The 25,739-nt window shown below is 33.9% G+C and carries 21 protein-coding genes and 1 pseudogene; 14 read left to right on the top strand and 8 right to left on the bottom strand.

Annotated features, from left to right (window positions below; translation table 11 throughout):
* Nucleotides 1-161: 161 nt before the first annotated feature.
* From ACNQGO_RS08580 to ACNQGO_RS08600, 5 genes and pseudogenes are all read right to left on the bottom strand, one after another.
* Nucleotides 162-1,433 carry an adenylosuccinate synthase gene (locus ACNQGO_RS08580; protein WP_417969293.1) on the bottom strand — a complete coding sequence of 424 codons (1,272 nt, stop codon included), beginning with the start codon at nt 1,431-1,433 and terminating at the stop codon, nt 162-164.
* A gap of 31 nt (nt 1,434-1,464) precedes the next feature.
* Nucleotides 1,465-1,947 (bottom strand): Fur family transcriptional regulator, encoded by a 483-nt coding sequence (locus ACNQGO_RS08585; protein ID WP_417985007.1) that lies wholly within the window; start codon nt 1,945-1,947, stop codon nt 1,465-1,467.
* Nucleotides 1,948-2,065: 118 nt separating this feature from the next.
* A pseudogene (locus tag ACNQGO_RS08590) lies at nt 2,066-4,285 on the bottom strand (RelA/SpoT family protein).
* A gap of 82 nt (nt 4,286-4,367) precedes the next feature.
* Complete coding sequence (locus ACNQGO_RS08595; protein WP_309758003.1) at nt 4,368-4,769, bottom strand: acyl-CoA thioesterase; 402 nt, start codon at nt 4,767-4,769, stop codon at nt 4,368-4,370.
* A gap of 83 nt (nt 4,770-4,852) precedes the next feature.
* Nucleotides 4,853-5,638 (bottom strand): TrmH family RNA methyltransferase, encoded by a 786-nt coding sequence (locus ACNQGO_RS08600; protein WP_417985008.1) that lies wholly within the window; start codon nt 5,636-5,638, stop codon nt 4,853-4,855.
* A 202-nt stretch (nt 5,639-5,840) separates the two neighbouring features.
* On the opposite strand from ACNQGO_RS08600, the gene ACNQGO_RS08605 reads away from it, so the two are divergent.
* Genes ACNQGO_RS08605 through ACNQGO_RS08625 form a run of 5 tightly spaced genes read left to right on the top strand, consistent with a single transcriptional unit; the run spans nt 5,841 to nt 11,061 of the window.
* Nucleotides 5,841-6,443 carry a trimeric intracellular cation channel family protein gene (locus ACNQGO_RS08605; protein ID WP_417946170.1) on the top strand — a complete coding sequence of 201 codons (603 nt, stop codon included), beginning with the start codon at nt 5,841-5,843 and terminating at the stop codon, nt 6,441-6,443.
* Nucleotides 6,444-6,478: 35 nt separating this feature from the next.
* Nucleotides 6,479-7,429 (top strand): GNAT family N-acetyltransferase, encoded by a 951-nt coding sequence (locus ACNQGO_RS08610; protein ID WP_417969290.1) that lies wholly within the window; start codon nt 6,479-6,481, stop codon nt 7,427-7,429.
* Nucleotides 7,426-8,571, top strand: a complete 1,146-nt coding sequence (locus ACNQGO_RS08615) for a DegT/DnrJ/EryC1/StrS family aminotransferase (RefSeq protein ID WP_417969289.1) — start codon at nt 7,426-7,428, stop codon at nt 8,569-8,571. The genes ACNQGO_RS08610 and ACNQGO_RS08615 overlap by 4 nt, the downstream gene beginning before the upstream one ends.
* Nucleotides 8,559-9,566: a hypothetical protein gene (locus tag ACNQGO_RS08620; RefSeq protein ID WP_417985009.1), complete on the top strand. Its 1,008-nt coding sequence runs from the start codon at nt 8,559-8,561 to the stop codon at nt 9,564-9,566. The genes ACNQGO_RS08615 and ACNQGO_RS08620 overlap by 13 nt, the downstream gene beginning before the upstream one ends.
* 1 nt (nt 9,567) lies before the next feature.
* On the top strand, nt 9,568-11,061 hold the full coding sequence (locus tag ACNQGO_RS08625) for an oligosaccharide flippase family protein (RefSeq protein ID WP_417969287.1): 1,494 nt from the start codon (nt 9,568-9,570) through the stop codon (nt 11,059-11,061).
* Between the two features lie 221 nt (nt 11,062-11,282).
* On the opposite strand, the gene ACNQGO_RS08630 is transcribed toward ACNQGO_RS08625, so the two are convergent.
* Nucleotides 11,283-12,167 (bottom strand): glycosyltransferase family 2 protein, encoded by an 885-nt coding sequence (locus tag ACNQGO_RS08630; protein ID WP_417969286.1) that lies wholly within the window; start codon nt 12,165-12,167, stop codon nt 11,283-11,285.
* Between the two features lie 46 nt (nt 12,168-12,213).
* Here ACNQGO_RS08630 and ACNQGO_RS08635 point away from each other — a divergent pair, with 46 nt between their 5' ends.
* The 3 genes from ACNQGO_RS08635 to ACNQGO_RS08645 are packed head-to-tail and all read left to right on the top strand — an operon-like array spanning nt 12,214 to nt 14,826.
* Complete coding sequence (locus ACNQGO_RS08635; protein WP_417946159.1) at nt 12,214-13,320, top strand: glycosyltransferase; 1,107 nt, start codon at nt 12,214-12,216, stop codon at nt 13,318-13,320.
* A gap of 4 nt (nt 13,321-13,324) precedes the next feature.
* Nucleotides 13,325-13,729, top strand: coding sequence for a sugar 3,4-ketoisomerase (locus tag ACNQGO_RS08640; protein WP_417946158.1), 405 nt, complete (start codon nt 13,325-13,327; stop codon nt 13,727-13,729).
* Nucleotides 13,726-14,826, top strand: a complete 1,101-nt coding sequence (locus ACNQGO_RS08645) for a glycosyltransferase family 4 protein (RefSeq protein ID WP_417985010.1) — start codon at nt 13,726-13,728, stop codon at nt 14,824-14,826. The genes ACNQGO_RS08640 and ACNQGO_RS08645 overlap by 4 nt, the downstream gene beginning before the upstream one ends.
* Here the strand turns inward: ACNQGO_RS08645 and ACNQGO_RS08650 are convergent.
* Together ACNQGO_RS08650 and ACNQGO_RS08655 are read right to left on the bottom strand one after the other, a co-directional pair.
* Nucleotides 14,823-15,713 (bottom strand): glycosyltransferase family 2 protein, encoded by an 891-nt coding sequence (locus ACNQGO_RS08650; protein ID WP_417946155.1) that lies wholly within the window; start codon nt 15,711-15,713, stop codon nt 14,823-14,825. The two genes, ACNQGO_RS08645 and ACNQGO_RS08650, sit on opposite strands and share 4 nt — an antisense overlap.
* Nucleotides 15,713-16,396, bottom strand: a complete 684-nt coding sequence (locus ACNQGO_RS08655) for a cell division ATP-binding protein FtsE (RefSeq protein WP_417976649.1) — start codon at nt 16,394-16,396, stop codon at nt 15,713-15,715. Before ACNQGO_RS08655 ends, ACNQGO_RS08650 begins: the two co-directional genes overlap by 1 nt.
* A 247-nt stretch (nt 16,397-16,643) precedes the next feature.
* On the opposite strand from ACNQGO_RS08655, the gene ACNQGO_RS08660 reads away from it, so the two are divergent.
* The 6 genes from ACNQGO_RS08660 to asnB all read left to right on the top strand — a co-directional run bounded on the left by ACNQGO_RS08660 (nt 16,644) and on the right by asnB (nt 25,717).
* Nucleotides 16,644-19,658, top strand: coding sequence for a tetratricopeptide repeat protein (locus ACNQGO_RS08660; RefSeq protein WP_417985011.1), 3,015 nt, complete (start codon nt 16,644-16,646; stop codon nt 19,656-19,658).
* A 114-nt stretch (nt 19,659-19,772) separates the two neighbouring features.
* A complete protein-coding gene (locus tag ACNQGO_RS08665) occupies nt 19,773-20,384 on the top strand; it encodes a TlpA family protein disulfide reductase (protein ID WP_417985012.1) in 612 nt (203 codons plus the stop codon).
* A 153-nt stretch (nt 20,385-20,537) separates the two neighbouring features.
* Nucleotides 20,538-21,401 carry a PhzF family phenazine biosynthesis protein gene (locus ACNQGO_RS08670; RefSeq protein ID WP_417985013.1) on the top strand — a complete coding sequence of 288 codons (864 nt, stop codon included), beginning with the start codon at nt 20,538-20,540 and terminating at the stop codon, nt 21,399-21,401.
* Between the two features lie 46 nt (nt 21,402-21,447).
* Nucleotides 21,448-23,250: a TonB-dependent receptor gene (locus tag ACNQGO_RS08675; RefSeq protein ID WP_417985014.1), complete on the top strand. Its 1,803-nt coding sequence runs from the start codon at nt 21,448-21,450 to the stop codon at nt 23,248-23,250.
* Nucleotides 23,251-23,374: 124 nt separating this feature from the next.
* Complete coding sequence (locus ACNQGO_RS08680) at nt 23,375-23,824, top strand: hypothetical protein (protein ID WP_417985015.1); 450 nt, start codon at nt 23,375-23,377, stop codon at nt 23,822-23,824.
* 216 nt (nt 23,825-24,040) lie between these two features.
* The gene (gene asnB, locus ACNQGO_RS08685) at nt 24,041-25,717 is read left to right on the top strand and encodes an asparagine synthase B (RefSeq protein WP_417969278.1); all 1,677 of its coding nucleotides are present in this window, start codon (nt 24,041-24,043) and stop codon (nt 25,715-25,717) included.
* The last annotated feature ends 22 nt before the right edge of the window (nt 25,718-25,739 follow it).

Below are 25,739 nucleotides of genomic sequence, written 5' to 3' on the forward strand. Positions count from 1 at the left end.
ACAATTTGTAATTTAAAAGACATTGAATAATCTTTTTGAGTCCGCTTCACATAGTGTGTTTCTTCATGTTTTTCCATTAGGATACTTATTGTGTATCGCTATTTCAGGACGGGACAATTTAAACAAAAAAAACGCCCCGAAATTCAGGGCGTTTGGTTGTATTATTTTAAGATGGTTTGTTTTCTGTCGGGACCAACTGAGACTATTTTGATTGGAATTTCAACTTCTCTTTCGATAAATTCAATATATTCTTTCAATTCAATTGGCAATTCATCATAACTTGTCATACCTGTTAAATCTTGTTTCCATCCTTTGAAGTCTTGGTAAACAGGAGTTACATTTTCTGGCTCTATGTTGTAAGGGAAATGAGCAATTTTTTCGCCTTTATAATTGTATTCCGTACACACTTTTAAGGTTTCAAATCCTGACAATACATCGCCTTTCATCATCATTAACTGAGTCACACCATTTACTTGTACCGCATATTTAAGCGCTACTAAGTCTAACCAACCACAACGTCTTTGTCTTCCTGTAACAGATCCAAATTCATTTCCTACACGTGCCATCGTAGCACCATCTTCGTCAAAAAGTTCTGTTGGAAACGGACCACTACCTACACGTGTTACGTAGGCTTTGAAAATTCCGTAGACTTCTTTGATTTTATTTGGAGCAATCCCTAAACCAGTACAAGCGCCAGCAGCTGTTGTGTTTGATGAAGTTACAAAAGGATACGTACCAAAATCGACATCTAATAAAGAACCTTGAGCACCTTCGCATAAAATGGCTTTTCCTGCTTTTTGCGCTTGGTGTAAATATTCTTCACTATCGATGAAATCTAATTTTTTTAGTTCTTCAATTGCTTCAAAGAATTCTTTTTCAAGTTCTTCAAGATTGTATTGGATGGCAACATCATAAAACTTGATCATGGCTTCATGCTTGTCAGCTAAAGCTCTGTAACGGTGTGCAAAATCTTCTAATTCAATATCTCCTACACGAAGACCATTTCTTCCAGTTTTGTCCATATAAGTTGGACCAATTCCTTTTAAGGTAGAACCAATTTTTGCTTTTCCTTTAGACGCTTCAGAGGCGGCATCTAGTAAGCGGTGCGTAGGCAAAATTAGATGTGCTTTTCTAGAAATGATTAATTTATTTTTGATGTCTAAATTAAATCGTTCCAGTCCTTCAATTTCTTTTTGAAATACAACAGGATCAATTACTACTCCGTTTCCAATAATGTTTACAGCAGTTTTGTGAAAAATACCGGATGGTATCGTTCTAAGAACATGTTTTATCCCGTCAAATTCTAAGGTGTGTCCTGCATTTGGTCCCCCTTGAAAACGGGCTATAATATCATATTTAGAAGTAAGAACATCAACAATTTTTCCTTTTCCCTCATCTCCCCATTGTAATCCTAGTAATAAATCTACCGTCATTCTGTATGTTATTTGTAGTTAGTTTTTATGTTTAAGGACGATCGTTTTCGTCGTAGCTTTTATTTTGTCTTTTAGTTCCGTAGAGATACAACGAGTGGTTGGTAATTTCTATATCAAAAATTTCTTCAATTGTTTTTTTGATAGTTTGAATTCTAGGATCGCAAAATTCAATTACTTCTCCAGTATCGGTCATAATAATATGATCGTGTTGTTTGTCAAAGTATGATTTTTCGTAATGTGCTTGATTTTGGCCAAATTGGTGTTTGCGTACTAAAGCACAGTCTAATAGCAACTCAATGGTGTTGTAAAGTGTTGCTCTGCTCACACGATAGTTTTTGTTTTTCATCTTGATATACAGATTCTCTACATCAAAATGTTCTTCGCTATCGTAAATTTCCTGAAGGATTGCATAACGTTCTGGAGTTTTGCGATGTCCTTTTTTTTCGAGATACATTGTAAAAACATTTTTTACAATCTCTTGGTTTTTGGTGTTATCTGTGGAAATGAGTGTCATATGCAGGCAAAGGTAATTTTTTTAGTTTAAAGTATAAAGATTCCAGTTTGTTTAGTTTTAAGTTTTTTAAGTTTCATATGCAGTACACTTTGATTTAAAACAAAAATCGAATTTATTACTACGTTTTATAAACACGTGTTACTTTATCTATACCGTCAATTTTTTTGATATTATTGATCATTTTTTTCAAAATGGTATTGTTTTGCACAATTACAGCCACTTGACCATGAAAAATTCCTGCATCAGTGCTCAAGGAAATACTTTGAATATTGACATGCATGTTATTTGAAATCACTTTTGTCAATTGGTTGGTAAGCCCTAAAACATCCATTCCCGTAACGTTAATAATGGCTTTGAATTCTTCTTGCGAGGAGTCAATCCATTTGGCTGTCATAATTCGGTACGCATAGTTGGACTGCATGCCCAGCGCGTTCGGACAATCTTTTTTGTGCACTTTTATTCCTTCGTTGATGGTTACAAATCCAAATACGTCATCTCCAGGTATGGGGTTGCAGCAAGGCGATAACTTATAATCCAATTTATCATGTTCTTTGCCAAAAACGAGCATGTCATAATTACTACTGATTGTTGGTTTATGAATGTCCTCATCGGCTGTGCTTGGTGAACGTTTCATTTTATTTTTGAAAAAATTAATGAAACTATTACTTTTTTGTGCTGCGTAATCCTTGAGTTGTTGATTTTCAATGGCACCAATTCCTACACGATAAAATAAATCTAAACTTGTTTTGAGTTTGAAAAAATTAACTAATTCATTAACCACTTGTTCGCTCATGGTTATTTTTAAATGTTTTAATTTTCGAGTCAGAAGTTCTTTTCCTTCTTCACCAATTTTCTTAGTGTTTTCGTTTAAAACATTTTTTATTTTCGTTTTTGCTCGCGAAGTAGTTACATAGTCCAACTAGTTGATGGTGGGTTTTTGATGTTGCGAAGTAATAATGTCAATTTGGTCGCCACTTTTTAATTCGAAATTCAAAGGAACCAATTTTCCATTAACGCGTGTTCCTCTAGTGCGAATCCCAATTTCAGAGTGAATACTAAAAGCAAAATCAAGTGATGTAGCGCCTTTGGGCAATGATTTTATTTCACCTTTTGGAGTAAATACAAAGATTTCTTTGGAATATAAATTCATTTTAAAATCTTCAACAAAATCTACAGCATTCGTTTCAGAATTTTCTAAAGCTTCTTTGAGTAAGTTTAACCAAACATCTAAACCGCTTTCTTCTGTAGCGCCGTTTTTATATTTATAGTGCGCAGCATACCCTTTTTCCGCAATTTCGTCCATACGCTCACTTCGAACTTGTACTTCTACCCAACGGCCTTTTGGTCCCATAACCGTAATGTGCAAGGCTTCATATCCAGTTGATTTTGGTGATGAAATCCAGTCTCGCAAACGACTAGGGCTTGGTCTGTAATGATCTGTAACTATTGAATATATTTTCCATGCTAGAAATTTTTCATCGTGAGTATTCGATTTGTAAACAATTCGCAATGCAAATTTATCATAGACTTCATCAAAGCTTACATTTTGCGCCAGCATTTTTCTGCGAATAGAATAAATAGATTTTGGACGGCCTTTGATTATATATTCTACACCTTCCAGGTCTAATGAAGTCTTCAGAACAGTAGAAATGGCTTCGATATAAGCGTCTTGTTCTTCTTTTGTTTCTTTTATTTTACTTACAATATCATTGTAAACAGCTTTTTCTGTGTATTTTAAACCTAAATCTTCTAGTTTAGTTTTTATGTTGTACAAACCCAATCGGTGTGCTAATGGAGCATAGATGTATAAGGTTTCTGAGGCAATTTTAGTTTGCTTGTCTTCCTGCATCGACTCCATGGTTTGCATATTATGCAAACGATCGGCAAGTTTAATCAGAATTACACGAACATCATCATTCAAAGTCAGAATCATTTTTCTGAAATTTTCGGCTTGTAATGAAGCGTTTAAATCCTTTTGAACCATCGATATTTTGGTTAATCCTTCAACGAGTTGGGCAACCTTTGGATTAAACAAACGTTCAATATCTTGAATAGTTGTTGGGGTATCTTCAACCACATCATGAAGTAATGCAGCTGCAATAGAGGTAGCGCCCAAACCAATTTCTGAAGCAACGATTTTTGCCACAGCAATGGGATGAAAGATATATGCTTCACCTGATTTTCTTCGTTGGTCTTTGTGTGCCTCTACAGATACATCAAATGCTTTCCGAATCAGTTTCTTGTCCTCAGTGGTCAAGGTTTGGTAACTAATACGTAGCAGTTCTTTGTATTCTTGTGCAATTGCTTTGTTTTCTTTTTCTAAATCTATTTCTGTCATAACGGCATGGTTCATTTCCTAAAAATAACAATAAGTAATCAAATAAACAAGAAGATTTTAGGATTCGAAAATAATACTGGTTCTACGCAGTTTCATTATTGTCTAGAATGCGAATTGGTTTTTTATTTTCATCCAATGCAACAAAAGTAAAGTTCCCAGATATGGCCTTTTCTCTATGATTGCTGTACATTTGCTCGATATAAATTTCTACTTTCACATCTAAACTAGTGTTTCCAATTTTAGATACTTTTCCTATTAGTTCTACAATTGTTCCAGCTGGAATTGGTTTTTTAAAATCAATTCTGTCAGACGAAACCGTTACACATCTTTTTCTAGTAAATCTTGTGGCTGCTATAAACGCTACTTCATCCATCATTAACATGGCTGTTCCTCCAAATAAAGTATCGTAGTGGTTTGTTGTGCTTGGAAAAACGGTTTTAAAAATTCTGGTTTCAGCCTGTAAAATTCTTTCTTCTAAATTCATTTGTGGGATATAAAGTAGTTTGTTTTTTTATTTTAGGTATTCTCTTTTTTACAATCTCCAATCGTTAATATGCTATCTAAAATCTAAAACCCTCTTTGTCTTTTAGCTTCAAAGATTAAGATGGCAGCTGCGACCGAAACATTCATCGAATCAATTTCGCCTTGCATCGGAATAATGATATTTTGGGTGGCTGCGTTACGCCATTCCTCTGTCAATCCAGTGGCTTCTGTTCCTACAACTAATGCCGTTGGAGTAGTGTAATCTTGCGTGTGGTACGAAGTAGAGTTCTGTAAAGTCGCACAATAAAAATTGATTTTTCTTTCTTTCAAAAAAGCAATGATTTCAGAGGTAGTTCCAGTTGCAATTTGGTTGGTAAACAAACATCCAACGCTGGATCTCACTATGTTTGGATTGTAAAGATCACTTTTTGGATTTGCTATAAGAACTGCATCCAGATTAGCAGCATCTGCGGTACGTAATAAAGCGCCGATATTCCCTGGTTTTTCGGGGGCTTCAGCAATAAGAATCAACGGATTTTTGGATAATTTCAAATCGGATAATTGCATCGATTTGGTTTTGGCCACAGCCAAAACACCTTCGGTAGTGTCCCTGTAAGCTAGTTTTTGATAGACTTCTTTATTAATTTCAATCAAATCAGCGTAGCTAGATAATTGTCGGGCTTCGGCTTCCGAGCAAATTTCCGGCAAAAACAAGAGCTTTTCCATTTCATAACCACCTTTAATAGCAATTGCAATTTCGCGCTTTCCTTCCATTAAAAAGGTTCCAGTTTGTTTGCGTACTTTTGCTTTTTCCTGCAATTGCACTAATGATTTGATGTAGGGATTTTGTATCGAAGTGATTTGTTTCAAGAGGTACAACTATTTAATTTTTAGAAAACAAAGATACATAGAGATATTTCAGTTTGTTCTATTTGAATTCGAATATTTACAAGGTGAATCGTAAGTTGATTAATTGTAGAAAATAGAAGCGTTTACACCAGTATTTTCTTTAATTTTGTTTTCTATAATAGTAGCAAACAACAGGCGTTTTATCCATTTTAATCCAAAATAAATGTTCCAATTTTTAGACATTATCGGCACGATGGCTTTTGCTATGTCTGGCGCTTTGACGGCAATGAATAAAAAAATGGATCCCTTTGGAGTGTTTATCATCGCTTTCGTAACAGCGGTAGGAGGCGGGACACTTCGCGATATTTTGATTGGCAGAACGCCAGTGGGATGGATGCTAGATTTAATTTACGTTTATGTAATCATCATCGGATTTGTATTGGCCATTATTTTTAGAAAAAAATTCGATACGTTGCGAACGTCCTTGTTTTTATTTGATACCATTGGGTTGGGTGTTTTTACTTTAATTGGACTCGAAAAAGGAATAAATATTGGTCTTCATCCAGTTATATGTGTGGCATTAGGAACCATGACAGCTTGTTTTGGTGGCGTTATTCGAGATATTTTATGTACAGAAATACCTGTTATTTTTAGGAGAGAAATTTATGCGACAATTTGTATTTTAGGTGGAATAGTTTTCTTTATTCTTCGTGAATTTAATTTAGAAAATGATGTTTTATACCTGACAACCTCGCTGGTTATTATTTCCTTTCGTCTGATGGCAGTAAAATTCAAATGGTATTTGCCTACATTAGAACATAAATAAAAAATGATTACTTTCACGAAGTCTAAAATTAAATAGTGAAAAACTACTCCGTAAAACAGTACCAAGAGAAGGATTATGCAAATTGGAACACCTTTATTGGTCAAGCCAAAAACGCTACCTTTTTGTTTCACCGCGATTTTATGGAATACCACAAAGATCGATTCGAAGATTTTTCTTTGATGATTTTTGAGGACGATAAACTAGTCGCTCTTTTGCCTGCAAACAGAGGTGGAAATGCCGTTTTTTCGCATCAAGGGCTTACTTATGGGGGACTAGTTTATGGAACTAAAATAAAAGGTGAAACAATAGAAACTATTTTGGATGTTGTGTTGTCTTTTTTTAAAGAAAATGAGATGCAAACCTTTTATTACAAGCCAATTCCTTCATTTTATGTGTCAAAAGGCAATGCCGAAATTGATTTTTTTCTAATAAAAAAAGGAGCGATTTTAGATCACAAAGAAATGAACTTGGCCATCAATTTAGCCATGCCATTAACCATTTCAAAAAGTAAATTAAAACATTTCAGGAGAATTGAGGAACTCGATCTCGAACTAGTCGAAGAACAGCAATTAGAGTTGTTTTGGAAAATGGTTTTAGAGCCAAGACTATTAGAAAAACACAATGCAAAGCCCGTACATACGTGGCAAGAAATTTCGGCGCTCAAAGAGAAGTTTCCGAATAATATTAGACAGTTTTCAGCTTATTATGACGGCGTAATCATTGCAGGCATTACGATTTTCGAGTCAGAAAAAGTGGTGAAATCGCAATATGGAGCCACCACAAAAAAAGGTGAGGAGATGCGCGCCTTGGATTTTCTATTCATCAATTTGATAAAAAAATACAAGAGTGAAGGCAAACTTTTTTTTGATATGGGAATTGTGAATGAGGATGATGAAAAAGGATACAATGCTGGACTTTTGAAACAAAAAGAAGAATTAGGCTGCTCTGTGTTTAGTCAAGATTTTTATAAAATGAATCTGATATGATACAATTTCTTGATTTAAAAAAAATAAACGAACCGTATGAAATTGCTTTTCAAGAAAAATTGAAAGGGGTTTTAGCTACTGGTTGGTATATTTTAGGCAATGAAGTAAAGGAATTCGAAACGAGTTTCGCTAAGTATTGCGGGACACAATATTGCATTGGTACAGGAAATGGTCTGGATGCTCTGGTTTTGATTTTTAAAGCATACATTCAGTTGGGGAAACTACAAAAAGGGGATGAAATTATTGTTCCTGCAAATACCTATATTGCTAGTATCCTCGCTATTTTAGAAGCAGATTTAATTCCTGTTTTGGTCGAGCCAAAATTAGAAACTTACAACATCAATCCCGATCTAATTACAGAAAAAATCAACTCAAAAACCAAAGCCGTTCTTGTGGTTCATCTCTACGGACAATTGGCAGAAATGGATGCGATACATGAAATTGCTCAGGTAAATAATTTGCTAGTCATTGAAGATGCTGCTCAGGCTCACGGCGCAATTTTAGAAATCGAAAGTCAAAAGTCTAAATTTGAAAGTTTAGACACGCAAAATATAATTTCAAAAACGCAAGCATATAGTTTTTATCCTGGGAAAAATCTTGGTGCTTTAGGAGATGCTGGCGCAGTTACCACAAATGATTCGGATTTAGCCAAAACCATTCGATCACTTCGGAATTACGGTTCCGAAACCAAATATTACAACGATCACATTGGGGTTAATTCACGATTAAATGAGCTTCAAGCGGCTTTTCTCAATGTGAAACTCCCTTTTTTAGATGCAGATAATGAACTCCGAAAAGCAATTGCCAAACGGTATTTGATTGAAATTAAAAATGAAAAAATCATCTTACCAACGGTATCAATTGGTGAAAAGAAACAATCCAATCACGTTTTTCACTTGTTTGTTATTCGAACTCAAAACAGAGTAGATTTACAAAATTATTTGCTTCAAAACGGCATACAGACGGTTATCCATTATCCAGTTCCGCCTCACAATCAAAAGGCTTTGTCATTTTTGAACCATTTGTCTTTTCCGATTACCCAAAAAATTCATGATGAAGTATTGAGTTTACCCATAAGTCCTGTATTGACGATGGATGAGGTGACTAAAATCATTGAAAAACTGAATGAATGGACATCCTAATCAAATCATTTAATAGGCCGTATTATTTGGATAGGTGTATTCAAAGTATTTATAGAAACTGTAGTGGTTTAGAGTTTAATATTAAGATTTTAGACGATGGAACACCACAAAAGTACTTGGATAAATTACAACGCAGTTTCCCTGAAACAATGATCTATAAATCGGGTTATTATGACGAAAAAGTGAAATGCACTTCAGTTGGTAAAACTCCTGAAATAACTGCAATTCCAATTGATTTATGGGTAGAAATTGCGCAAAAATCTTCGGATTATTTTATTTTGCTGGAAGATGATATGTGGTTTACTGAAAAAGTAGATTTGCAAGAATTATTATTTTCGACACAAAAAAATGGTATTCAGTTTGTAAAACTTTTTTGGCTAGGAAATCCAAAATTAATACAGAAAAAAACGATAAAAATTGCCAATAAGATTACTGTTTACAAACCAGATTTATTCATTAGAAACCCCTTTTTATACTACTGTATTTTTTATAAGTTAGATAGATTCGGTATTCGCAAAATGCTTAGGTTTTTCAAAATTAATACACTTGACAGGTTGCTAGCCTATTATTCCATATATGCAGTTGCAGGTATTCTATTTCATAAAAATTATTTTTTGCAATTGTGGTCCAATCATAATAATGATGTAAACGAAGGACTCCAGCTCTATAATGCGGTGAAGTTTTACAACAGAAATAAAGAAATGTTCTTTGCGCACACAAACAACGAAGTTATGAAAACTGGCTTTTCATCCTCGGCAACTTCACAAAATAAAAACGGAGTGTTGATCGATATGTTTGCTTTTAATTTGATGTTGAATGAGGCTTGGTTTACAAATAAGTTTGATGCCATTAATAATTACCCAAACGATTTTGATGAAACCGTGATTTACGCTATTATTGGTCATCAAAACAAATTAGTTTCGAACGAGAAATGGTCCATCTGGAAAAGAGAATTCAGAAATCAATACGAATCCTTTGGTTGTAAATTGGAATAAGATGGAGCGAAATAGTAATTCTAATTCATATCAATCAATTTTAGAAGCTACTGGTGTTTTTGGTGCGATGCAATTTATCAAAATGGCTGTGAGCGTCGTTAGCTATAAATTTATTGCTGTTTTTTTAGGCCCAATTGGTATAGGAATAGTTGGACTGGTGACAAATACAATTAATATTATTTCTGCAGTTACTAGTTTTGGCATTAGCACTACCAGTGTGAGAGAAATCGCAAATGCGTCGGGAAAGCCAGACAGCGCTCAAAAAACATCTGAAACTATTTATCTAGTGCAAAAAATGGCATTGGGGATTGGTATATTTGGTACAGTATTAACAATCATATTCAGTCCTCTTCTGAGCCAACTTACTTTTGGTTCTTCAAACAAATATTATTGGTTTGTTTTTTTGTCAATCAACTTTATTTTTACCAGTTATACCGCTAGCCGCGTTGCAATATTACAAGGAATGCGGATGCTAAAAACAATCGCTATTTCTAATATAGTTTCCTCAATTTTAGTTTCAATTTGTAGTGTTGCCCTATATTATTTTTTAAGATTCGATGGGATTATATATGTCATTTTGCTGGCCAGCGCAATCAATTTGATGGTCAATATCTATTACACCAGAAATGTGCAACAGCAAGTGAATAGACTTCCTATTTCTGAAATTTGGAATAAAGCAATACCGATTTTAAAACTTGGTTTTTTATTGTCAATAAATGTTATTTTTGGGTATGTATGTACGTTTCTTATCAAGCTCTATTTAAATAATAAAGGTGCAGCATTAGAGATTGTCGGGTTTTATGAAGTTAGTACAGTTATTTTGATTTCGTACGTAGGACTGATATTTAATGCCATGGCGATCGATTTTTATCCCAGATTGACTAGCATAAACGAAAATCATTCTGAGATGAAAAATCTAGTAAATCATCAAATTGAAATTGCTTTACTTTTGCTTACACCTGCCATATTGTTTCTTTATATTACAGCTCCTTACTGGATTGAATTGTTGTATTCAAAAGATTTTTTACCCGTTAATATGATTCTTAAAACGGGGCTTTTTGCAATGATTATAAAGGCGGTAATTTGGCCACTAGGGTTTGTAATTTTGGCCAAAGGCGATAAAAAACAGTATTTTATTCAAGAATTACTAGGTGATTTTTTAAATGTAAGCTTAACCATTTTATCGTATAATTATTTTGGACTTTTAGGTATAGGACTTGCCAGTATTCTGAATTTTAGCTTGTATGGTTTTTATGTCTATCGAGTTGTGAATAAAAAATATGGATTTAGTTTCAAAGTAGCGTGTGCTAAAATTATAGTGTTTTCACTATTTGTGGGAGCTGCAAGTTGTTTATGTCTATTTTATTTTTCAAACTTTACTGCGCAGATCATCATTTCTATATTGCTTGTTTTTTCGCTTGTGTATTCGTTTCGAGGAATTGATAAGCGGGTGGGCTTGAGAAATTACTATTTGAAAATTAAAAATAAATTTTGACCTCGAGTAGTAATTTAAAATCTTCACACAATTAACGATAGCTACCTGATTGAAGTTTTTTACATCTACAAAACTCAAAAAAAGTCTAAAATTGAAAGTATAATAATTGTATGCAAATCGAACTTTGCTCAGCAGTCCTATTTAATTGAATGAACGCGTTTTGATAGAATCAAAATACTAGGAAACAAAATCGGTTAAATCAGTATCTAAAAAAATTGTAATTATAGTCTTAGCTTTATCGCAAGTAAACTATATTTCAAGAGCAGCATGTAATCGGCTGTTTTACAGGCTAAAATCAGTTCAAAATGAATTCGTTTTAAAACAGCTTTATTCTCTTTTTTTGTTTTGTTAAGTGCAATTGCCTTTTTTAGAATTAAATAAGTAGAGTGGTTTATTTTTCGGCCTCGAGCATCATTTTTCTTAAAAAAATGGGTTCCTAATGAATTTTCAACCGTCCTTTTTTGAATTAAAATGGCATCAATAAAATCGAAATCATACATTCGAGATGTGCGAATCCAAAAATCTAAATCTTCATAAGCCAGCGACTCGTCATAACCATTTAAAGAATCAAACACTGATTTTTTTACCATCGATGAAACCGAGCACATACAATCACCACCACTAAGAATGGATTCGTAAATATCACCCGTGAGTCTGGAAGTTACTACTTTTTTAAGATGGTTTACAGGGAAATAATAAGAATCAAAAACTCCTTTTTCAGTGATTAATGCAGCATTGCCATAGACAACACCAAGGTTTTTATAAGCTGTATTTTTATAAGCATTTATTTGTGAGCTCACACAATGTGGCAATAAAACATCATCAGCCGCCAAGTCAATGATGAATTCACCTTGGGCTTTTTTCAAGGCTTTATTGAACGATTTCGTGCTTCCTAAATTAAAGTCGTTTGCAATAAATTGAATTTTCGGGAAATCAAGTCGCCATTTTTCGATTACTGCTCTCGAGTTATCTGTACTACAATCATCAACAATGATCAGTTCTATACAAGGATAATCTTGATTAATTACTGAAAACAAACTCTCCAAGATATAATCCTGCTGATTGTAACATAAGCAAATAATGGTGACCAATGGATTGACTTGCATATTTTTTTAAAAGAGTTATATTTGATACGAAAATAAGAAATCGATAATGATATTGCCCAACAAAAAAATTAAAATTGCTTTAATTGGTTATCGATTAAGTATTGGCGGAGCCGAAAAGGTGATGGCCACACTGTCTCATTTTTTTGAAAAACAAGGATTAGAGGTTCATAATATTATCGTTCTCGATTCCGTATCGTATGCCTATTCCGGGAAATTAGTTAATTTAGGTAAGCAGAAAAATGCATCCAACAACTTTTTTAATAAATGGAAACGGTTCACTTTTCTTAGAAAATGCCTAGTCGAAAACCAATTTGATTTCATTATCGATTTCCGATTTAGAGTAAAACCCATTCAAGAAGTGCTCATTGCAAAGTGGCTTTATAAAACGAAAACTATTTTTACTGTTCATAGTTTTCTAATAGATCATTACCTGCCAAATTGGACTTTTCTTAGCCGCTTTATGTACGGAGATTGTTATAAAATAGTCAGTATTTCGGATGAATCCAAAGCATTAATACAGAATAAACACCAGTTAAAAAATGTTATCCGAATTTATAATCCAATTGATATTGATGAAATTACCCTAAAAAGCAAAGAGAAAAGTGAGCTTGAATTTGATTGTATTATTAGCATGGGCCAAATGGAAACCAACATCAAACAATTTGATAAATTGATTGAAGCATATTCCAAATCTATTTTACCAAAAACCGGTATTCATTTGGTTTTGCTGGGCGATGGAGAACAAATGCAAATGCTCTTAAATGTGGCCAAAACAAGAAATGTAGTTGATAAAGTACATTTTTTGGGCTACCAGGACAATCCATTTAAATATTTAAAAAAGGCGCGATTTTTTGTTTTAAGTAGTTTGTATGAAGGTTTGCCCAATGTTATTCTAGAATCTTTGGCTTGCGAAACACCAGTCGTAGCTTTTGATTGTTCATCTGGACCACGCGAAATGATTCAGCATAAGGAAAATGGATTGTTGGTTGCAAACCAAGATGTTGAAAAACTTGCTGAAGCAATGAATTTATTGGTAGAAGATGAAAATTTATATCGATATTGCAAGCAAAATGCATTGCAAAGTGTGCAATCTTTTTCGGTTTCAAGTATCGGAAAACAATGGTTGGATCTTATGAAAATTAGCTTAAAATAGAACTATGACTACACTCAGAGACATACAGCTGTTGCAAATTCCTGTTGTAGAGGATAGGCGTGGGAATTTAGCATTTATTCAAGAGGATATTGTGCCATTTGAATTTAAGCGCGTGTACTACCTTTTTGATGTGCCTAGCAATTCGTTTAGAGGCGGTCATTCGCACATCAATCAATCCGCAGTATTAATCGCTTTGAGCGGCAGTTTTGAAGTAATTTTAAATGATGGAACAGAGAAAAAATCATTTCTACTGAACAAACCTAATATTGGGTTGTATATCCCAACGGGAATTTGGAGAGAATTAGATAATTTTTCTTCGGGAGCAGTGTGTTTGGTTTTGGCTTCTGATGTATATGACGAAGAAGATTATATTCGGGATTTTGATCAGTTTATGATTTCAAAAAAATGAAACTTTTATACGTTGTTCCCAACATAAATAACGAAGGAGGTGTAGCCAGAGTCCTTTCAGTAAAAGCGAATTATCTGGTTGAAAAATTGGGATATGAAGTTCATATTCTGACTCAAAACGAGGGTTTTTATCCGTTGTTCTATACTTTTAATTCCAATATTATTTTTCACGATATAGTTTTAAAAGGAAATTTATTTCAGTTTTTCAATTCATTCTCCAAAGGGTTAAAAACTAAAATTAATACCATTCAGCCCGATGTCATTGTCGTTTGTGATAATGGTTTGAAAGCATATTTGATTCCTTTTATTTTAAAAAATAAAATTCCTATTGTGTTAGAAATGCACAGTTCTAAGTTTATCGAGGAAAGAGAATCAAAGGATAATTTCCTGACGAAAGTCATATCTAATGGTATTAGCATTTTTAAAAAAACAGGAATACATAAATACGATCGATTTGTTGTTATAACTAGCGAAAACATTGCTGAATGGAATATTAAAAATACAATTGTTATACCGAATCCTTTATGGTTTACTCCCGCTAAAACAAGTACTTTAGAAAATAAAAAAGCTATTGCCATAGGAAGGCACTCGTATGAAAAAGGATTTGATAGATTGTTACAAATCTGGGAAAAAGTAGTTGTAAAATACCCCGATTGGATATTAGAAATTTACGGTAAAGCATCAGAAAGTGTCGATTTAAAATCATTGGCTGAAAATCTAAATATTTCAGATAATGTTGTTTTTCATAAACCAGTTCAAGATATTGAACATAAATATGTAGAAGCTTCATTTTATCTGATGACATCTCGATTTGAAGGTTTTGGAATGGTGTTAATCGAGGCCATGGCATCTGGATTGCCTTGTGTAGCTTATGATTGTCCGTGTGGGCCGAGAGGTGTTTTAACTCATGGCAAAGATGGATTTTTAATTGAAAACGGTAACGAGATGGATTATGTAAATGCAGTCGAGACTTTAATCGAGAATATAAAATTAAGAGAAGAAATGGGCGAAAAGGCAAAAATGTCCAGTGAAAAATACCAGGTCGATTCTATTATGGAAACTTGGGATCAGTTATTTATCGGACTCAAAAAGAATTAATTTTTTTGTTGTAATGAGCATAAATAGCCCACTCGAAACCAATTAAAAACAAATAAATTAGGATATTTCCCAGTCAGATTTTTAATAAAAAATGATTCGAAAACGGAATGTAATTTTGAAATAATATAAGTAAGTCTTGTTCTGTTTAAAAAATGATACAATTGAATCAGTCTCACAAATTCAATATCAATTTTTTCTTCTTCGTACAGTGAAATCAAATTCTCCAAAGACGCTTTGGTCTTATTCAAATAAACGAGATTAGTATCAATATCTCCATGTTCAACTGGGTTTTCTGTGTGATTTACTTTGCATTTTAGCAAGCTTATCTCGAACGCCAATTGCGTATCATCGTGACCGTATTTCTTGCTGTTCGTGTCAAATTTTATTTTGTTGAAAAGCACTTTTTTGATTACAGTATTGTTGAAAAGTAGCGATTGATACGTTTTTTTCTTCCGGTTTGGTGCAGATTTGTCCTCAATAAATTTTCCGTATTTCCAACGTAGTTTTTGATGGTTAGAAGGACATTTTTCAGGATGCAACCTTCCGCCATAAACAACATCAAAATCCTGAAGAGTTTCAACGTATTTTTTTATGAAATTGTCATGAATAATTATAGAGTCCCCATCGATAAAAAGCAAGTAATCAAATTTTGCTTGTGCGGCAAGGGAATTTCGGTTTGCGCGATGTGCTAGATTTTCTTTTAAAGAGACAAAACTACAATTAGACAGTTCGTTTACGTGTTCATTGAAAGCGTTTAAACTTGAATTAGAAGCGTCGTCTTGGCAAAGAATTTCAAAATCTATTCCGCAATCCGTACATTGTTTGTGCAACGCTACAACAAGAGGAAACACATTGTAATTGTATATTGGAACAAGAATAGAAAGCATTATGCCGTTCGTTGAACTACTTCAAAGATTTTAGCATCTTCACATTTTAATGTTTTTGAAGGGAATTTCATCAACAAAGCATAATCATGCGTCGCCATAATAATGGTTTTTCCGTTGGCATTGATTTTCTTTAAAACCTCCAACACTTCGGCACTGGTTTGTGGATCAAGGTTTCCAGTTGGTTCATCAGCAAGGATTAATTCGGGGTCATTTAACAAAGCACGTGCAATAGCCACCCTTTGTTGTTCTCCTCCAGAAAGTTGATGCGGCATTTTTTTGCCAAAATCTTTCATCCCCACTTTATTTAATACTTCTTCAATTTTATTTTGCATTTCTGTGATGTCTGTCCAGCCAGTTGCTTTCAATACAAAAAGCATATTAGCATCTACGGTGCGATCTGGAAGTAATTTGAAATCTTGAAAAACGATTCCAATTTTACGTCTTAAAAACGGAATGTCATCTTCTTTTAGCGTTGCTAAATCATAGTCTACAATGTTTCCTTCTCCTTCAGTCAAAGGTAAATCAGCATATAATGTTTTCATTAAACTACTTTTTCCAGAGCCTGTTTTTCCTATGATGTATAGAAATTCTCCGTGTTTAACCTCTAAATTTACTTCTGATAAAATAGATTTTCCTTCTTGATATATCGTTACATTTTTTAGAGACAGTACAGCTTGTGACATAATTTACATTTGTTTATTGGGTAAAAGTAATAAGATAACGGTTCTATTCAAAATAAATTCTGTTCTATGAGACACAATTTAGAAAATTACGGATAATATGCCAAAGCAGTTGCATTTACAGGGCGAAATCGCAGTGTGTGGAAAGTTAAATTCATCTGTGTTAAAAAAAATGTTTATAATAAAAACTAATAACGATTCGTTATAGACTGCAGAATATGATACATTTGAATTATTAAAATAAATTACAATGCGTAAAATTTCTTGGTTCCATTTTATATTGATTTTCATGGTCACTGTGGCTGTTTCGGCACAAAAATCTATGATATATACTCACGATTCTAAAGATTTTAACAAAGCAGTAGCGTTATTTAAGGATGATCAATATGCCTCTGCGCAAATCATTTTCAATAAAGTAAAGGAAACTGCGACTACCGAAGAGCTAAAATCGGATTGTGCATATTATGCCGCCAATTGTGCCATTCGAACCAATCAATCCAATGCAGATGAGTTGATGGAACAATTTGTTTCGGAATATCCTACAAGTGTTAAACAAAATCAGGCTTACATTGAGGTGGCTCATTTTCATTTTAGCCAGGGGAATTATCCGCAAGCACTACAATGGTTTGATAAAGTAGATGAAAGTAGTTTGAGCAGATCAGACCTAGACAAATTCAATTTCCAGAAAGGCTATAGTTTTTTTAATGCCAAAAAGAAAAAAGAAGCAATCGTTTATTTGAACAAAGTCGTAAACTCATCAGAATATGGTTCTCAGGCTAAGTATTACTTAGGGTTTATGGCTTATGAAGGCGATGATTACAAGCAAGCTACCAAGTATTTTGATGAAGTTTCAGGGGAAGAAAAATACAAAGAAAAGCTATCGTACTATCAAGCCGATATGAATTTTAAGTTGGGGAATTTTCAAAAAGCGATCGATTTAGGACAGAAAGCAATGGCCAAATCTACACCTTTAGAAAAATCTGAACTGAGTAAAATCATTGGTGAAAGCTATTTTAATTTAAAGCAATATGATACATCCATTCCATATTTAGTAGCTTACAAAGGAAAAAAAGGAAAGTGGAACAATACAGATTTTTACCAATTAGGCTATGCGCATTACAAACAAAAAGATTATGAAAGTGCCATCGCGCAATTCAATAAAATAATTGGTGGTAAAGATTTTGTAGCGCAGAATGCTTATTATCATTTGGGAGAAAGTTATCTCAATACCGATAAAAAACAACAAGCTTTGAATGCTTTTAAAAATGCTTCGGAAATGGAGTTTGATTTGGCCATTCAAGAAGATGCCAGTTTGAATTATGTTAAATTAAGTTATGAATTAGGAAATTCGTATCAAAGTGTACCAGCTGTTTTACAATCTTTTTTGAAAAAATATCCAGAAAATTCAAGCCGTGCTGAGGTTGAAAAGCTATTAATTGATTCCTATATTTCTTCTAAAAATTACAAAGAAGCATTAGTTTTATTAGAAAAAAATAAATCACCAGCAAATAAATTAGCGTATCAAAAAGTGCTTTTTTATCGTGGTTTAGAATTGTACACTGACGAAAATTATCAGGATGCCTTGAAAATGTTTTCGAAATCGATAGTCGAACAAAAAGATCCAATTTTCACTGCTCGTGCTACGTTCTGGAAAGGAGAAACAGAGTATGTTTTGAATGAATTCAAGGAAGCTTTGCTAAGTTTTAAGCAGTTTATTGGTGCAAGTCAAGCCAGCACCACGCCAGAATTTAAAAATAGTAATTACAATATTGCGTATACGTATTTCAAATTGAAAGAATATGAACAAGCGGGGAATTATTTCCAAAACCAAATAGAAAAAGCACCTTCGGATAAAGTACGTTTGAATGATTCGTATTTGCGTTTAGCAGATTGCCGTTTTGTGACTTCAAAATACGGTTCTGCAATGGATGCGTATACTAAAGTGATTGAGTCTAAAAGTGTAGATGCGGATTATGCGTATTTCCAAAAAGCAATTTCCTACGGTTTTATGTCTAAAAATGACAAGAAAATTGACGAGATAAATGCTTTTTTGCAATTGTATCCAAAATCAGAATACAGAGACGATGCACTTTTTGAATTGGCCAATACCTACGTTGCCGAAAATCAAAATGACCTTGCGGTAAAAACGTATGACAGATTAAATACGGAATTCAAAAAAGGTTCTTTCACTTCCAGAGCTATTTTGCGTCAAGGGTTAGTGTATTACAACACCGACAAAGATGATCAAGCATTAGCCAAATTTAAAAAAGTGGCAGCTGATTTTCCGCGAACTCCAGAAGCGCTTGAAGCAGTAGCAACTGCGCGATTGATTTATGTAGACAATGGCAGAGTAGATGAATATGCGACTTGGGTTCGAACCTTAGATTTTGTAGCTGTAACCGATGCTGAATTAGATAATGATACCTATCAAGGCGCCGAAAAACAATTTCAACAAAACAACACCAAGCAAGCCATAGCGGGATTTAACGGGTATATAAATCAGTTTCCTCGTGGAATTCATGCTTTGCAGGCGAATTATTATTTAGCACAACTGCATTATGCTGAAGGTGCTGAGAGTAAATCAATTCCTAATTATGAATATGTGATTGCGCAATCCAGAAGTGAATTTACAGAACAATCGTTGTTGCGATTGGCTCAAATTTCCCTCAAAAATAAGGAATATGAAAAAGCAATTCCGGTTTTAATTCGATTGGAAAACGAGGCAGAACTTGCTCAAAATAAAACATTCGCACAATCAAATTTGATGAAATCCTATTATGATAAAAAAGATTATGCTAATTCTGGTATTTATGCAGAAAAGGTTTTAATAAATCCAAAAACAGATAGCAATGTAAAAAGTGATGCTCAAATTATCATCGCGCGTGCCGCAATTGAGACGGGTGATGAAGATAAAGCGAAAGTAGCTTACGCCAAATTAATGACGATTGCCAAAGGAGAATTAGCTGCTGAAGCCTTGTATTATGATGCTTATTTCAAAAATAAAGACGAGAAATTTGAAGCTTCGAACATAGCAGTTCAAAAGTTAGCAAAGAGTTATTCTAGCTATAAATATTTTGGAGCCAAAGGATTAGTCCTAATGGCTAAGAATTTTTACGGATTGAAAGACAGTTATCAAGCAACTTACATTCTAGAAAATGTCATTCAAAATTTCACTGATTTTTCAAACGTGGTTGCCGATGCTCAAAAAGAACTAGACCGAATCAAAACGGAAGAATCCAAAACGAATTCATCCATTACTAAGTAGAGAGTTTCTTGCCTAAACTAAACAAATAAAGTCATCAAGATGAAAATAAGATTTCTAATTCCAATTTTGTTATTAACATTTTTAATATCCTCGGCACAAGCTACTTATTATAAAATGCCTAATGGAAAAATATTAAACCAATTATCGTATGATAATGTTAAAGATAATCTTTCAAAAAACGGAAAAATTGAAGAGTTTTTTTTACATTCTGAAATAAGAAATGATTCTACAATAAATACGGTAAAATTAACGGTACTGCAGATAAAAGACGAAAACGGGAATTATTTTGATCCGTATTCAAAGCAAAAAGAAAATATTGGAAAATATTTTTCTATTGAAAAATTCAAAAAAGGGAATGGTGAAAAATATACTAAAGGTAGTTTGTTAGATAGGCCGACTCTTATTAATTTTTGGTTTACAAGTTGTGTTCCTTGTATTAAAGAAGTGCCAGTTTTAAATAAATTAAAAGAAAGATTTGACAAATCTATAAATTTTATTGCAATTACATTCGATAATGATCAGAGGGTACAGGCCTTTTTAAAAAACAAAAAATTTAATTTTGAACATATAGTTGACTCAAAACAACAAATTATGGACTTGGGTGTAGAGGCATATCCAATGACTATATTATTAGATAAAGAAGGAATAATACTGAATGTTTATGGAGAACTTACTGAAGGAGAACTAGACGAGCAATTGAAAGTATTGATATATTCTTTAAAATAACTGTAATTGATGTTTTTCACTATCAGAAAATGAAAATATGATTTATTTCAATATTTTGTATTGCTACCTCCGATAAGATTAATGTTAATAAAGAAAAATGAAAGTGCAAACAAAAAATACTGGTATTAAATACTAGATTAATTTAAAAATACAATGAATCTACCTTTTTACATCGTTGATGTTTTTACAGAAAAAAAATACGCAGGCAATCAACTGGCTGTTTTCTTAGATTCACATTCTTTAAGTACTGAACAGATGCAGCTAATTGCGCGCGAAATCAACTTTGCAGAAAGCACTTTTATTACAAAATTTGATGGTCAAAAGTACTCAGCTACGATTCGCATATTCACGCCAGAACATGAAATGCAATTTGCGGGACATCCTATCATAGGAACTTCATGGGTTTTGATGAATAAAACATTCGAAAATAAACCAGATAAAATTGCAATTTCAGTTCCCGTAGGTGAAATTCCAGTACGTCAAGTGGGAGATTTGGTATGGTTACAAGCTGCTCAACCTCAGTTTTTGGATACTTTTTCAAAAGAAGATTTCACTACTTTCAGCAATTTAGGTAGTACTGATTTTGAGGATGCATTTCCTATTCAGGAAGTGACTACTGGAAGTGCTTTTGTAATTGTTCCTCTCAAAAATATCAAGGTATTAGAGCGTTTAATTATCGATAAGGATAAAATGAACGATTGGTTGCAGGCAAATTGTAAAACTAGTCACAGAGCCTTGTATTTTTATTGTTTAGAAGATGCAAAACTCAGTAGTAGGATGCTTTGTGTCGAGAACAATCAACTGATAGAAGATGCAGCTACTGGTAGTGCCAGTGCGTGTTTGCAGGCTTTTCTTTTAAAATATCATGCGCCAGACATTCAAATTATCAATCACCAGGGGGAATACATCAACAGACCGTCACAAATTTATTTTGATGGAAAATTGACTAATAATGATTTTGATATCAATATTGGCGGTAAGTCGCAATTCATTGCAAAAGGCGAATGGAAAGTTTAAAAAATAAGATTAGAAGCATTAGAAATAAGAAGTAAAAAAATAAAACATGACAGTTAAACAATTAAACATAAAATCATTAACAAATACAGCAGTAACGTTTACGGCTCCTTTCCCTCCGGGAAGTGTGGGATTGGGGATTTTATTTCTTTTATTTTTCCAGTTTTCATTTGCACAAAAGAAAGAGCAAATAGGAACCGAAACTGTAAATGTAGTTAAACCGTACACGCCAAAAATTTCGGATGCTTTTAAACCAAAAGAAATTCCGGAACTCGATGAAGAGGAAACGGCCCAAAAAGAAAAGATTAAGTATACCATTTTCTCTTTTCCTGTAGCATCTACTTTTACACCTTCAAAAGGAAAAGCAGAAGGAGTAGAAAAAGAAAAACAAGCACTTTTATATAAAAATTATGCCACATTTGGGGTGGGGAATTATGGAACTTTCATTGGGGAGTTATTTGTAAATCATGATATCAGTAACACAGATTATGTAGGAGGCATGTTTCGCCATCATTCTTCCGAAGGCGGCATACAAAATGTGGCACTTGACAATCGCTTTTATGATACTTCACTAGACTTGATGTATGGTTCCAATCAAAGAGATGTATCCTGGAATTTAGACTTAGGGTATCAAAATCAAATATACAATTGGTACGGATTGCCAACCTATTTTGGGAGTAGTTTAACGCCACAAGATAAAGCGACTTTGATTAATAGTATCAGTCCGCAGCAAACGTATGGAACGTTATCATTAGGCGGTAATATTGGTTTTAACGAAAGTATTTTAAACAAAGCAAGCTTTCAGTATCATCACTTTTCGGATGCTTCGGGATCTTCTGAAAACCGATTTTATGCAAAGCCAACGGTAACATTTGATGTTATGGAAAGTGCCGTAAAAACAAATATTATTGTTGATTATGTGGGCGGAAGTTTCAAGAATAATTATTCTAAAACAAATACGGAGCGTGTAAAATATGGTTTTACCAATTTTGGAATTGTTCCGAGTTTTGTGATCAAAGAGGACGATTGGACGCTGAATATTGGAGCTGGTTTGTTTTACAGTATGGATAATGTGAACAGCAATAATAAATTTTTAGTGTATCCGCAATTCAATGCGTCGTATAAAGTGGTTGGTGATTTGATGATTTTTTATGCTGGTGCCGAAGGAAATTTAGAACAGAACTCCTATATGGACTTTGTAAATGAAAATCCATTTGTATCGCCAACATTAACAGTCGCACCTACAGACAAGCAATATGATATTTTTGCGGGATTAAAAGGTAAATTGACTAATACAGTAAGTTATAATGTCAAAGCGTCCTATGTAAACGAAAGAAATAAAGCCTTGTTTCGAAGCAATGATTATGCAGCAAATGCCGATTATGCTTACGGGAATTCCTTTCAAGTAGTGTACGATGACATGTTAACGTTACGTTTTTATGGGGAGCTAAAAGCTGATTTTTCTGAAAATGTATCTTTTGGGATCAACGGAACTTTTAGTAGTTATACGAATGATGTACAACAAGAAGATTGGAATTTGCCTACGATTCAGGTGGGCTCTAATTTGGATGTATCCATAACTAAAAAATGGTTTGCAGGTGCCAATCTTTTTTATGTTGGCGAGCGAAAAGATTTTACAGTATTGGCATTTGAACCGGCGTATATAGAGGGAACTGCGACTTTAAAATCGTATTTTGATGTCAATGCAAATGTTGGATTTAAATACAGTGATCGATTGACTGCTTTTGCCAGAGCAAATAATATCACTAATAATGCCTACCAAAAATGGCAAAATTATCCAGTGCAAGGATTTCAAGTGATTCTGGGAGTGAACTATAAATTTGATTTTTAAATCCCCACCCCAGCCCTCCCCAAAGGGTAGGGAGCCAAAATGTAAAACAATCTTCGCTTTTTTTATTAAAAAATTTTGAAAGCCTGACAGGGTTTTGAATCCTGTCAGGCTTGTAATTCTACTTATGACTTTCAAACAAAAAATACATACCCATTATTTGCAATTAGTTCAGGATCGAATCGATGTTTTCAAAGATATGATTGTGGCCCTAACCGAAGATTCTAAGAACGATGCCAAAGGTTCTGCCGGAGACAAACACGAAACCGCTTTGTCAATGATGCATATTGAGCAGGAAAAACTCAATCGTAAATTGAGAGAAGTATTGGATCAAAAAACAGTTTTAGACAAAATTGATGCTACTTCAAATGCTGAGATTATTATTGTGGGGAGTTTGGTTAAAGCAAACGGAATTTATTTATACTTAAGTGTCGCACTTCCAAAAATTGCTGTTGATGGTATCAATGTTATCGCATTATCACCTCAATCTCCCTTAGGAAATAAACTGATGGGCAATCAAGAAGGTTTTACTTTTGAAATTAATGATACAAAGTATTTAGTGGAGGAAATTAAATAAGAACTAAACACTTCATTATCGACTAGATTCGGATATCATTTTTAATATCTGCAACTTCATGTTGCTCCTTGTTCATTTTAAATTACATTTTAGATACAAATACTATTTTTTGATTATCATTTATAACCAAAAATAGTATTTATGTTTTTCAATTAGAACTATAACGCCACCTTTGCTTTATCAAAATAAATAAATTTTTTTAAAAAATATAGCGTTATGTGTGGAATAGTATGTGCCTTTGACCTCAAACAAAAAGCGGAAGTTTTGAGACCGCAAGTATTAGAAATGTCTAAAATTATTCGTCATCGTGGACCAGATTGGAGTGGAATTTTTAGCAATGAAAAAGCGATTTTATCTCACGAGCGTTTGGCTATTGTAGATCCAGCTTCGGGAAAACAACCTTTACTCAGTGAAGATAAACAATTGGTTTTAGCAGCAAACGGTGAAATTTATAACCACAGAGAATTACGTAAACAATTTGAAGGCAAGTACAAATTCCAAACCGAAAGTGATTGCGAAGTAATTTTAGCTTTGTACAAAGAAAAAGGACCTCATTTTATAGATGAAATGAATGGGATTTTTGGATTTGCTATTTATGATGTAGAAAAAGATGAGTATTTTGTTGCTCGGGATCACATGGGAATTATTCCATTATACATTGGTTGGGATGAACACGGAACTTTTTATGTGGCTTCTGAGTTGAAAGCGCTAGAAGGATATTGTACAAAGATCCAATTGTTTCCTCCAGGACATTATATGACAAGCAAAGACGGGGAATTTGTACAATGGTATAAAAGAGAATGGATTGATTACGATGCCGTAAAGGATAATGAAACAAACATTCAAGATATAAAAGTAGCTCTAGAAGCTGCGGTTCACAGACAATTGATGAGTGATGTGCCTTACGGCGTTTTACTTTCTGGAGGATTAGATTCTTCTATTACTTCGGCTGTAGCCAAAAAATATGCGCAAAAACGTATCGAATCTGGGGATGTTGCTGATGCTTGGTATCCGCAATTGCACTCTTTCTCTGTTGGTTTAGAAGGTTCACCAGATTTGGCTGCTGCACAAATCGTGGCGGATCATATAGGAACGATTCACCACGAAATTAAATTCACTATACAAGAAGGCTTAGATGCGGTTAAAGATGTGATTTACAATTTAGAAACTTATGATGTGACTACCATTAGAGCCTCGACACCCATGTGGTTAATGGCGAGAGTGATCAAATCAATGGGGATCAAAATGGTATTGTCGGGTGAAGGAGCAGATGAACTTTTTGGAGGATATTTGTATTTCCACAAAGCGCCAAACGCAAGGGAATTTCATGAAGAAAACGTACGCAAATTAGGGAAATTGCACATGTATGACTGTTTGCGTGCGAATAAAAGTTTAGCAGCATGGGGAATTGAAGGGCGAGTTCCGTTTTTAGATAAAGAATTCATGGATGTGGCGATGCGCATCAATCCACAAGATAAAATGATTAATGCAGAGCATCCAATGGAAAAATGGGTCCTTCGTAAAGCTTTTGAAGAGATGTTGCCACCAAGTGTAGCTTGGAGACAAAAAGAACAATTTAGTGATGGCGTTGGATACGGATGGATCGATACCTTGAAAGCTACAGTTGCTATTGAAATTTCAGATGAACAATTAGCCAATGCAAAATATAAATTTCCTTTACAAACGCCTACATCAAAAGAGGAATATTACTACCGTTCTATTTTTCATGAACATTTTCCGAGTGATGCCGCAGCTTTGTGCGTACCACAAGAAGCAAGTGTAGCATGCAGTACAAAAATTGCTTTAGAATGGGATGAAGCCTTCAAAAACATGAACGATCCTTCCGGAAGAGCAGTCGCGAGTGTGCATGATGATGCGTATGTGAAAGCATAAACAGATAATAAACAGGATTTTA

Source organism: Flavobacterium frigidum (assembly GCF_048286735.1).
Lineage (GTDB): Bacteria > Bacteroidota > Bacteroidia > Flavobacteriales > Flavobacteriaceae > Flavobacterium.

What these genes read in the sequence shown, in the direction of transcription:
- ACNQGO_RS08580 (WP_417969293.1), bottom strand. Translation starts at nt 1,433, where the DNA reads ATGACGGTAGATTTATTACTAGGATTACAATGGGGAGATGAGGGAAAA.
- ACNQGO_RS08585 (WP_417985007.1), bottom strand. Translation starts at nt 1,947, where the DNA reads ATGACACTCATTTCCACAGATAACACCAAAAACCAAGAGATTGTAAAA.
- ACNQGO_RS08595 (WP_309758003.1), bottom strand. Translation starts at nt 4,769, where the DNA reads ATGAATTTAGAAGAAAGAATTTTACAGGCTGAAACCAGAATTTTTAAA.
- ACNQGO_RS08605 (WP_417946170.1), top strand. Translation starts at nt 5,841, where the DNA reads ATGTTCCAATTTTTAGACATTATCGGCACGATGGCTTTTGCTATGTCT.
- ACNQGO_RS08615 (WP_417969289.1), top strand. Translation starts at nt 7,426, where the DNA reads ATGATACAATTTCTTGATTTAAAAAAAATAAACGAACCGTATGAAATT.
- ACNQGO_RS08620 (WP_417985009.1), top strand. Translation starts at nt 8,559, where the DNA reads ATGGACATCCTAATCAAATCATTTAATAGGCCGTATTATTTGGATAGG.
- ACNQGO_RS08625 (WP_417969287.1), top strand. Translation starts at nt 9,568, where the DNA reads ATGGAGCGAAATAGTAATTCTAATTCATATCAATCAATTTTAGAAGCT.
- ACNQGO_RS08630 (WP_417969286.1), bottom strand. Translation starts at nt 12,167, where the DNA reads ATGCAAGTCAATCCATTGGTCACCATTATTTGCTTATGTTACAATCAG.
- ACNQGO_RS08635 (WP_417946159.1), top strand. Translation starts at nt 12,214, where the DNA reads ATGATATTGCCCAACAAAAAAATTAAAATTGCTTTAATTGGTTATCGA.
- ACNQGO_RS08640 (WP_417946158.1), top strand. Translation starts at nt 13,325, where the DNA reads ATGACTACACTCAGAGACATACAGCTGTTGCAAATTCCTGTTGTAGAG.
- ACNQGO_RS08645 (WP_417985010.1), top strand. Translation starts at nt 13,726, where the DNA reads ATGAAACTTTTATACGTTGTTCCCAACATAAATAACGAAGGAGGTGTA.
- ACNQGO_RS08650 (WP_417946155.1), bottom strand. Translation starts at nt 15,713, where the DNA reads ATGCTTTCTATTCTTGTTCCAATATACAATTACAATGTGTTTCCTCTT.
- ACNQGO_RS08655 (WP_417976649.1), bottom strand. Translation starts at nt 16,396, where the DNA reads ATGTCACAAGCTGTACTGTCTCTAAAAAATGTAACGATATATCAAGAA.
- ACNQGO_RS08660 (WP_417985011.1), top strand. Translation starts at nt 16,644, where the DNA reads ATGCGTAAAATTTCTTGGTTCCATTTTATATTGATTTTCATGGTCACT.
- ACNQGO_RS08665 (WP_417985012.1), top strand. Translation starts at nt 19,773, where the DNA reads ATGCCTAATGGAAAAATATTAAACCAATTATCGTATGATAATGTTAAA.
- ACNQGO_RS08670 (WP_417985013.1), top strand. Translation starts at nt 20,538, where the DNA reads ATGAATCTACCTTTTTACATCGTTGATGTTTTTACAGAAAAAAAATAC.
- ACNQGO_RS08675 (WP_417985014.1), top strand. Translation starts at nt 21,448, where the DNA reads ATGACAGTTAAACAATTAAACATAAAATCATTAACAAATACAGCAGTA.
- ACNQGO_RS08680 (WP_417985015.1), top strand. Translation starts at nt 23,375, where the DNA reads ATGACTTTCAAACAAAAAATACATACCCATTATTTGCAATTAGTTCAG.
- asnB (WP_417969278.1), top strand. Translation starts at nt 24,041, where the DNA reads ATGTGTGGAATAGTATGTGCCTTTGACCTCAAACAAAAAGCGGAAGTT.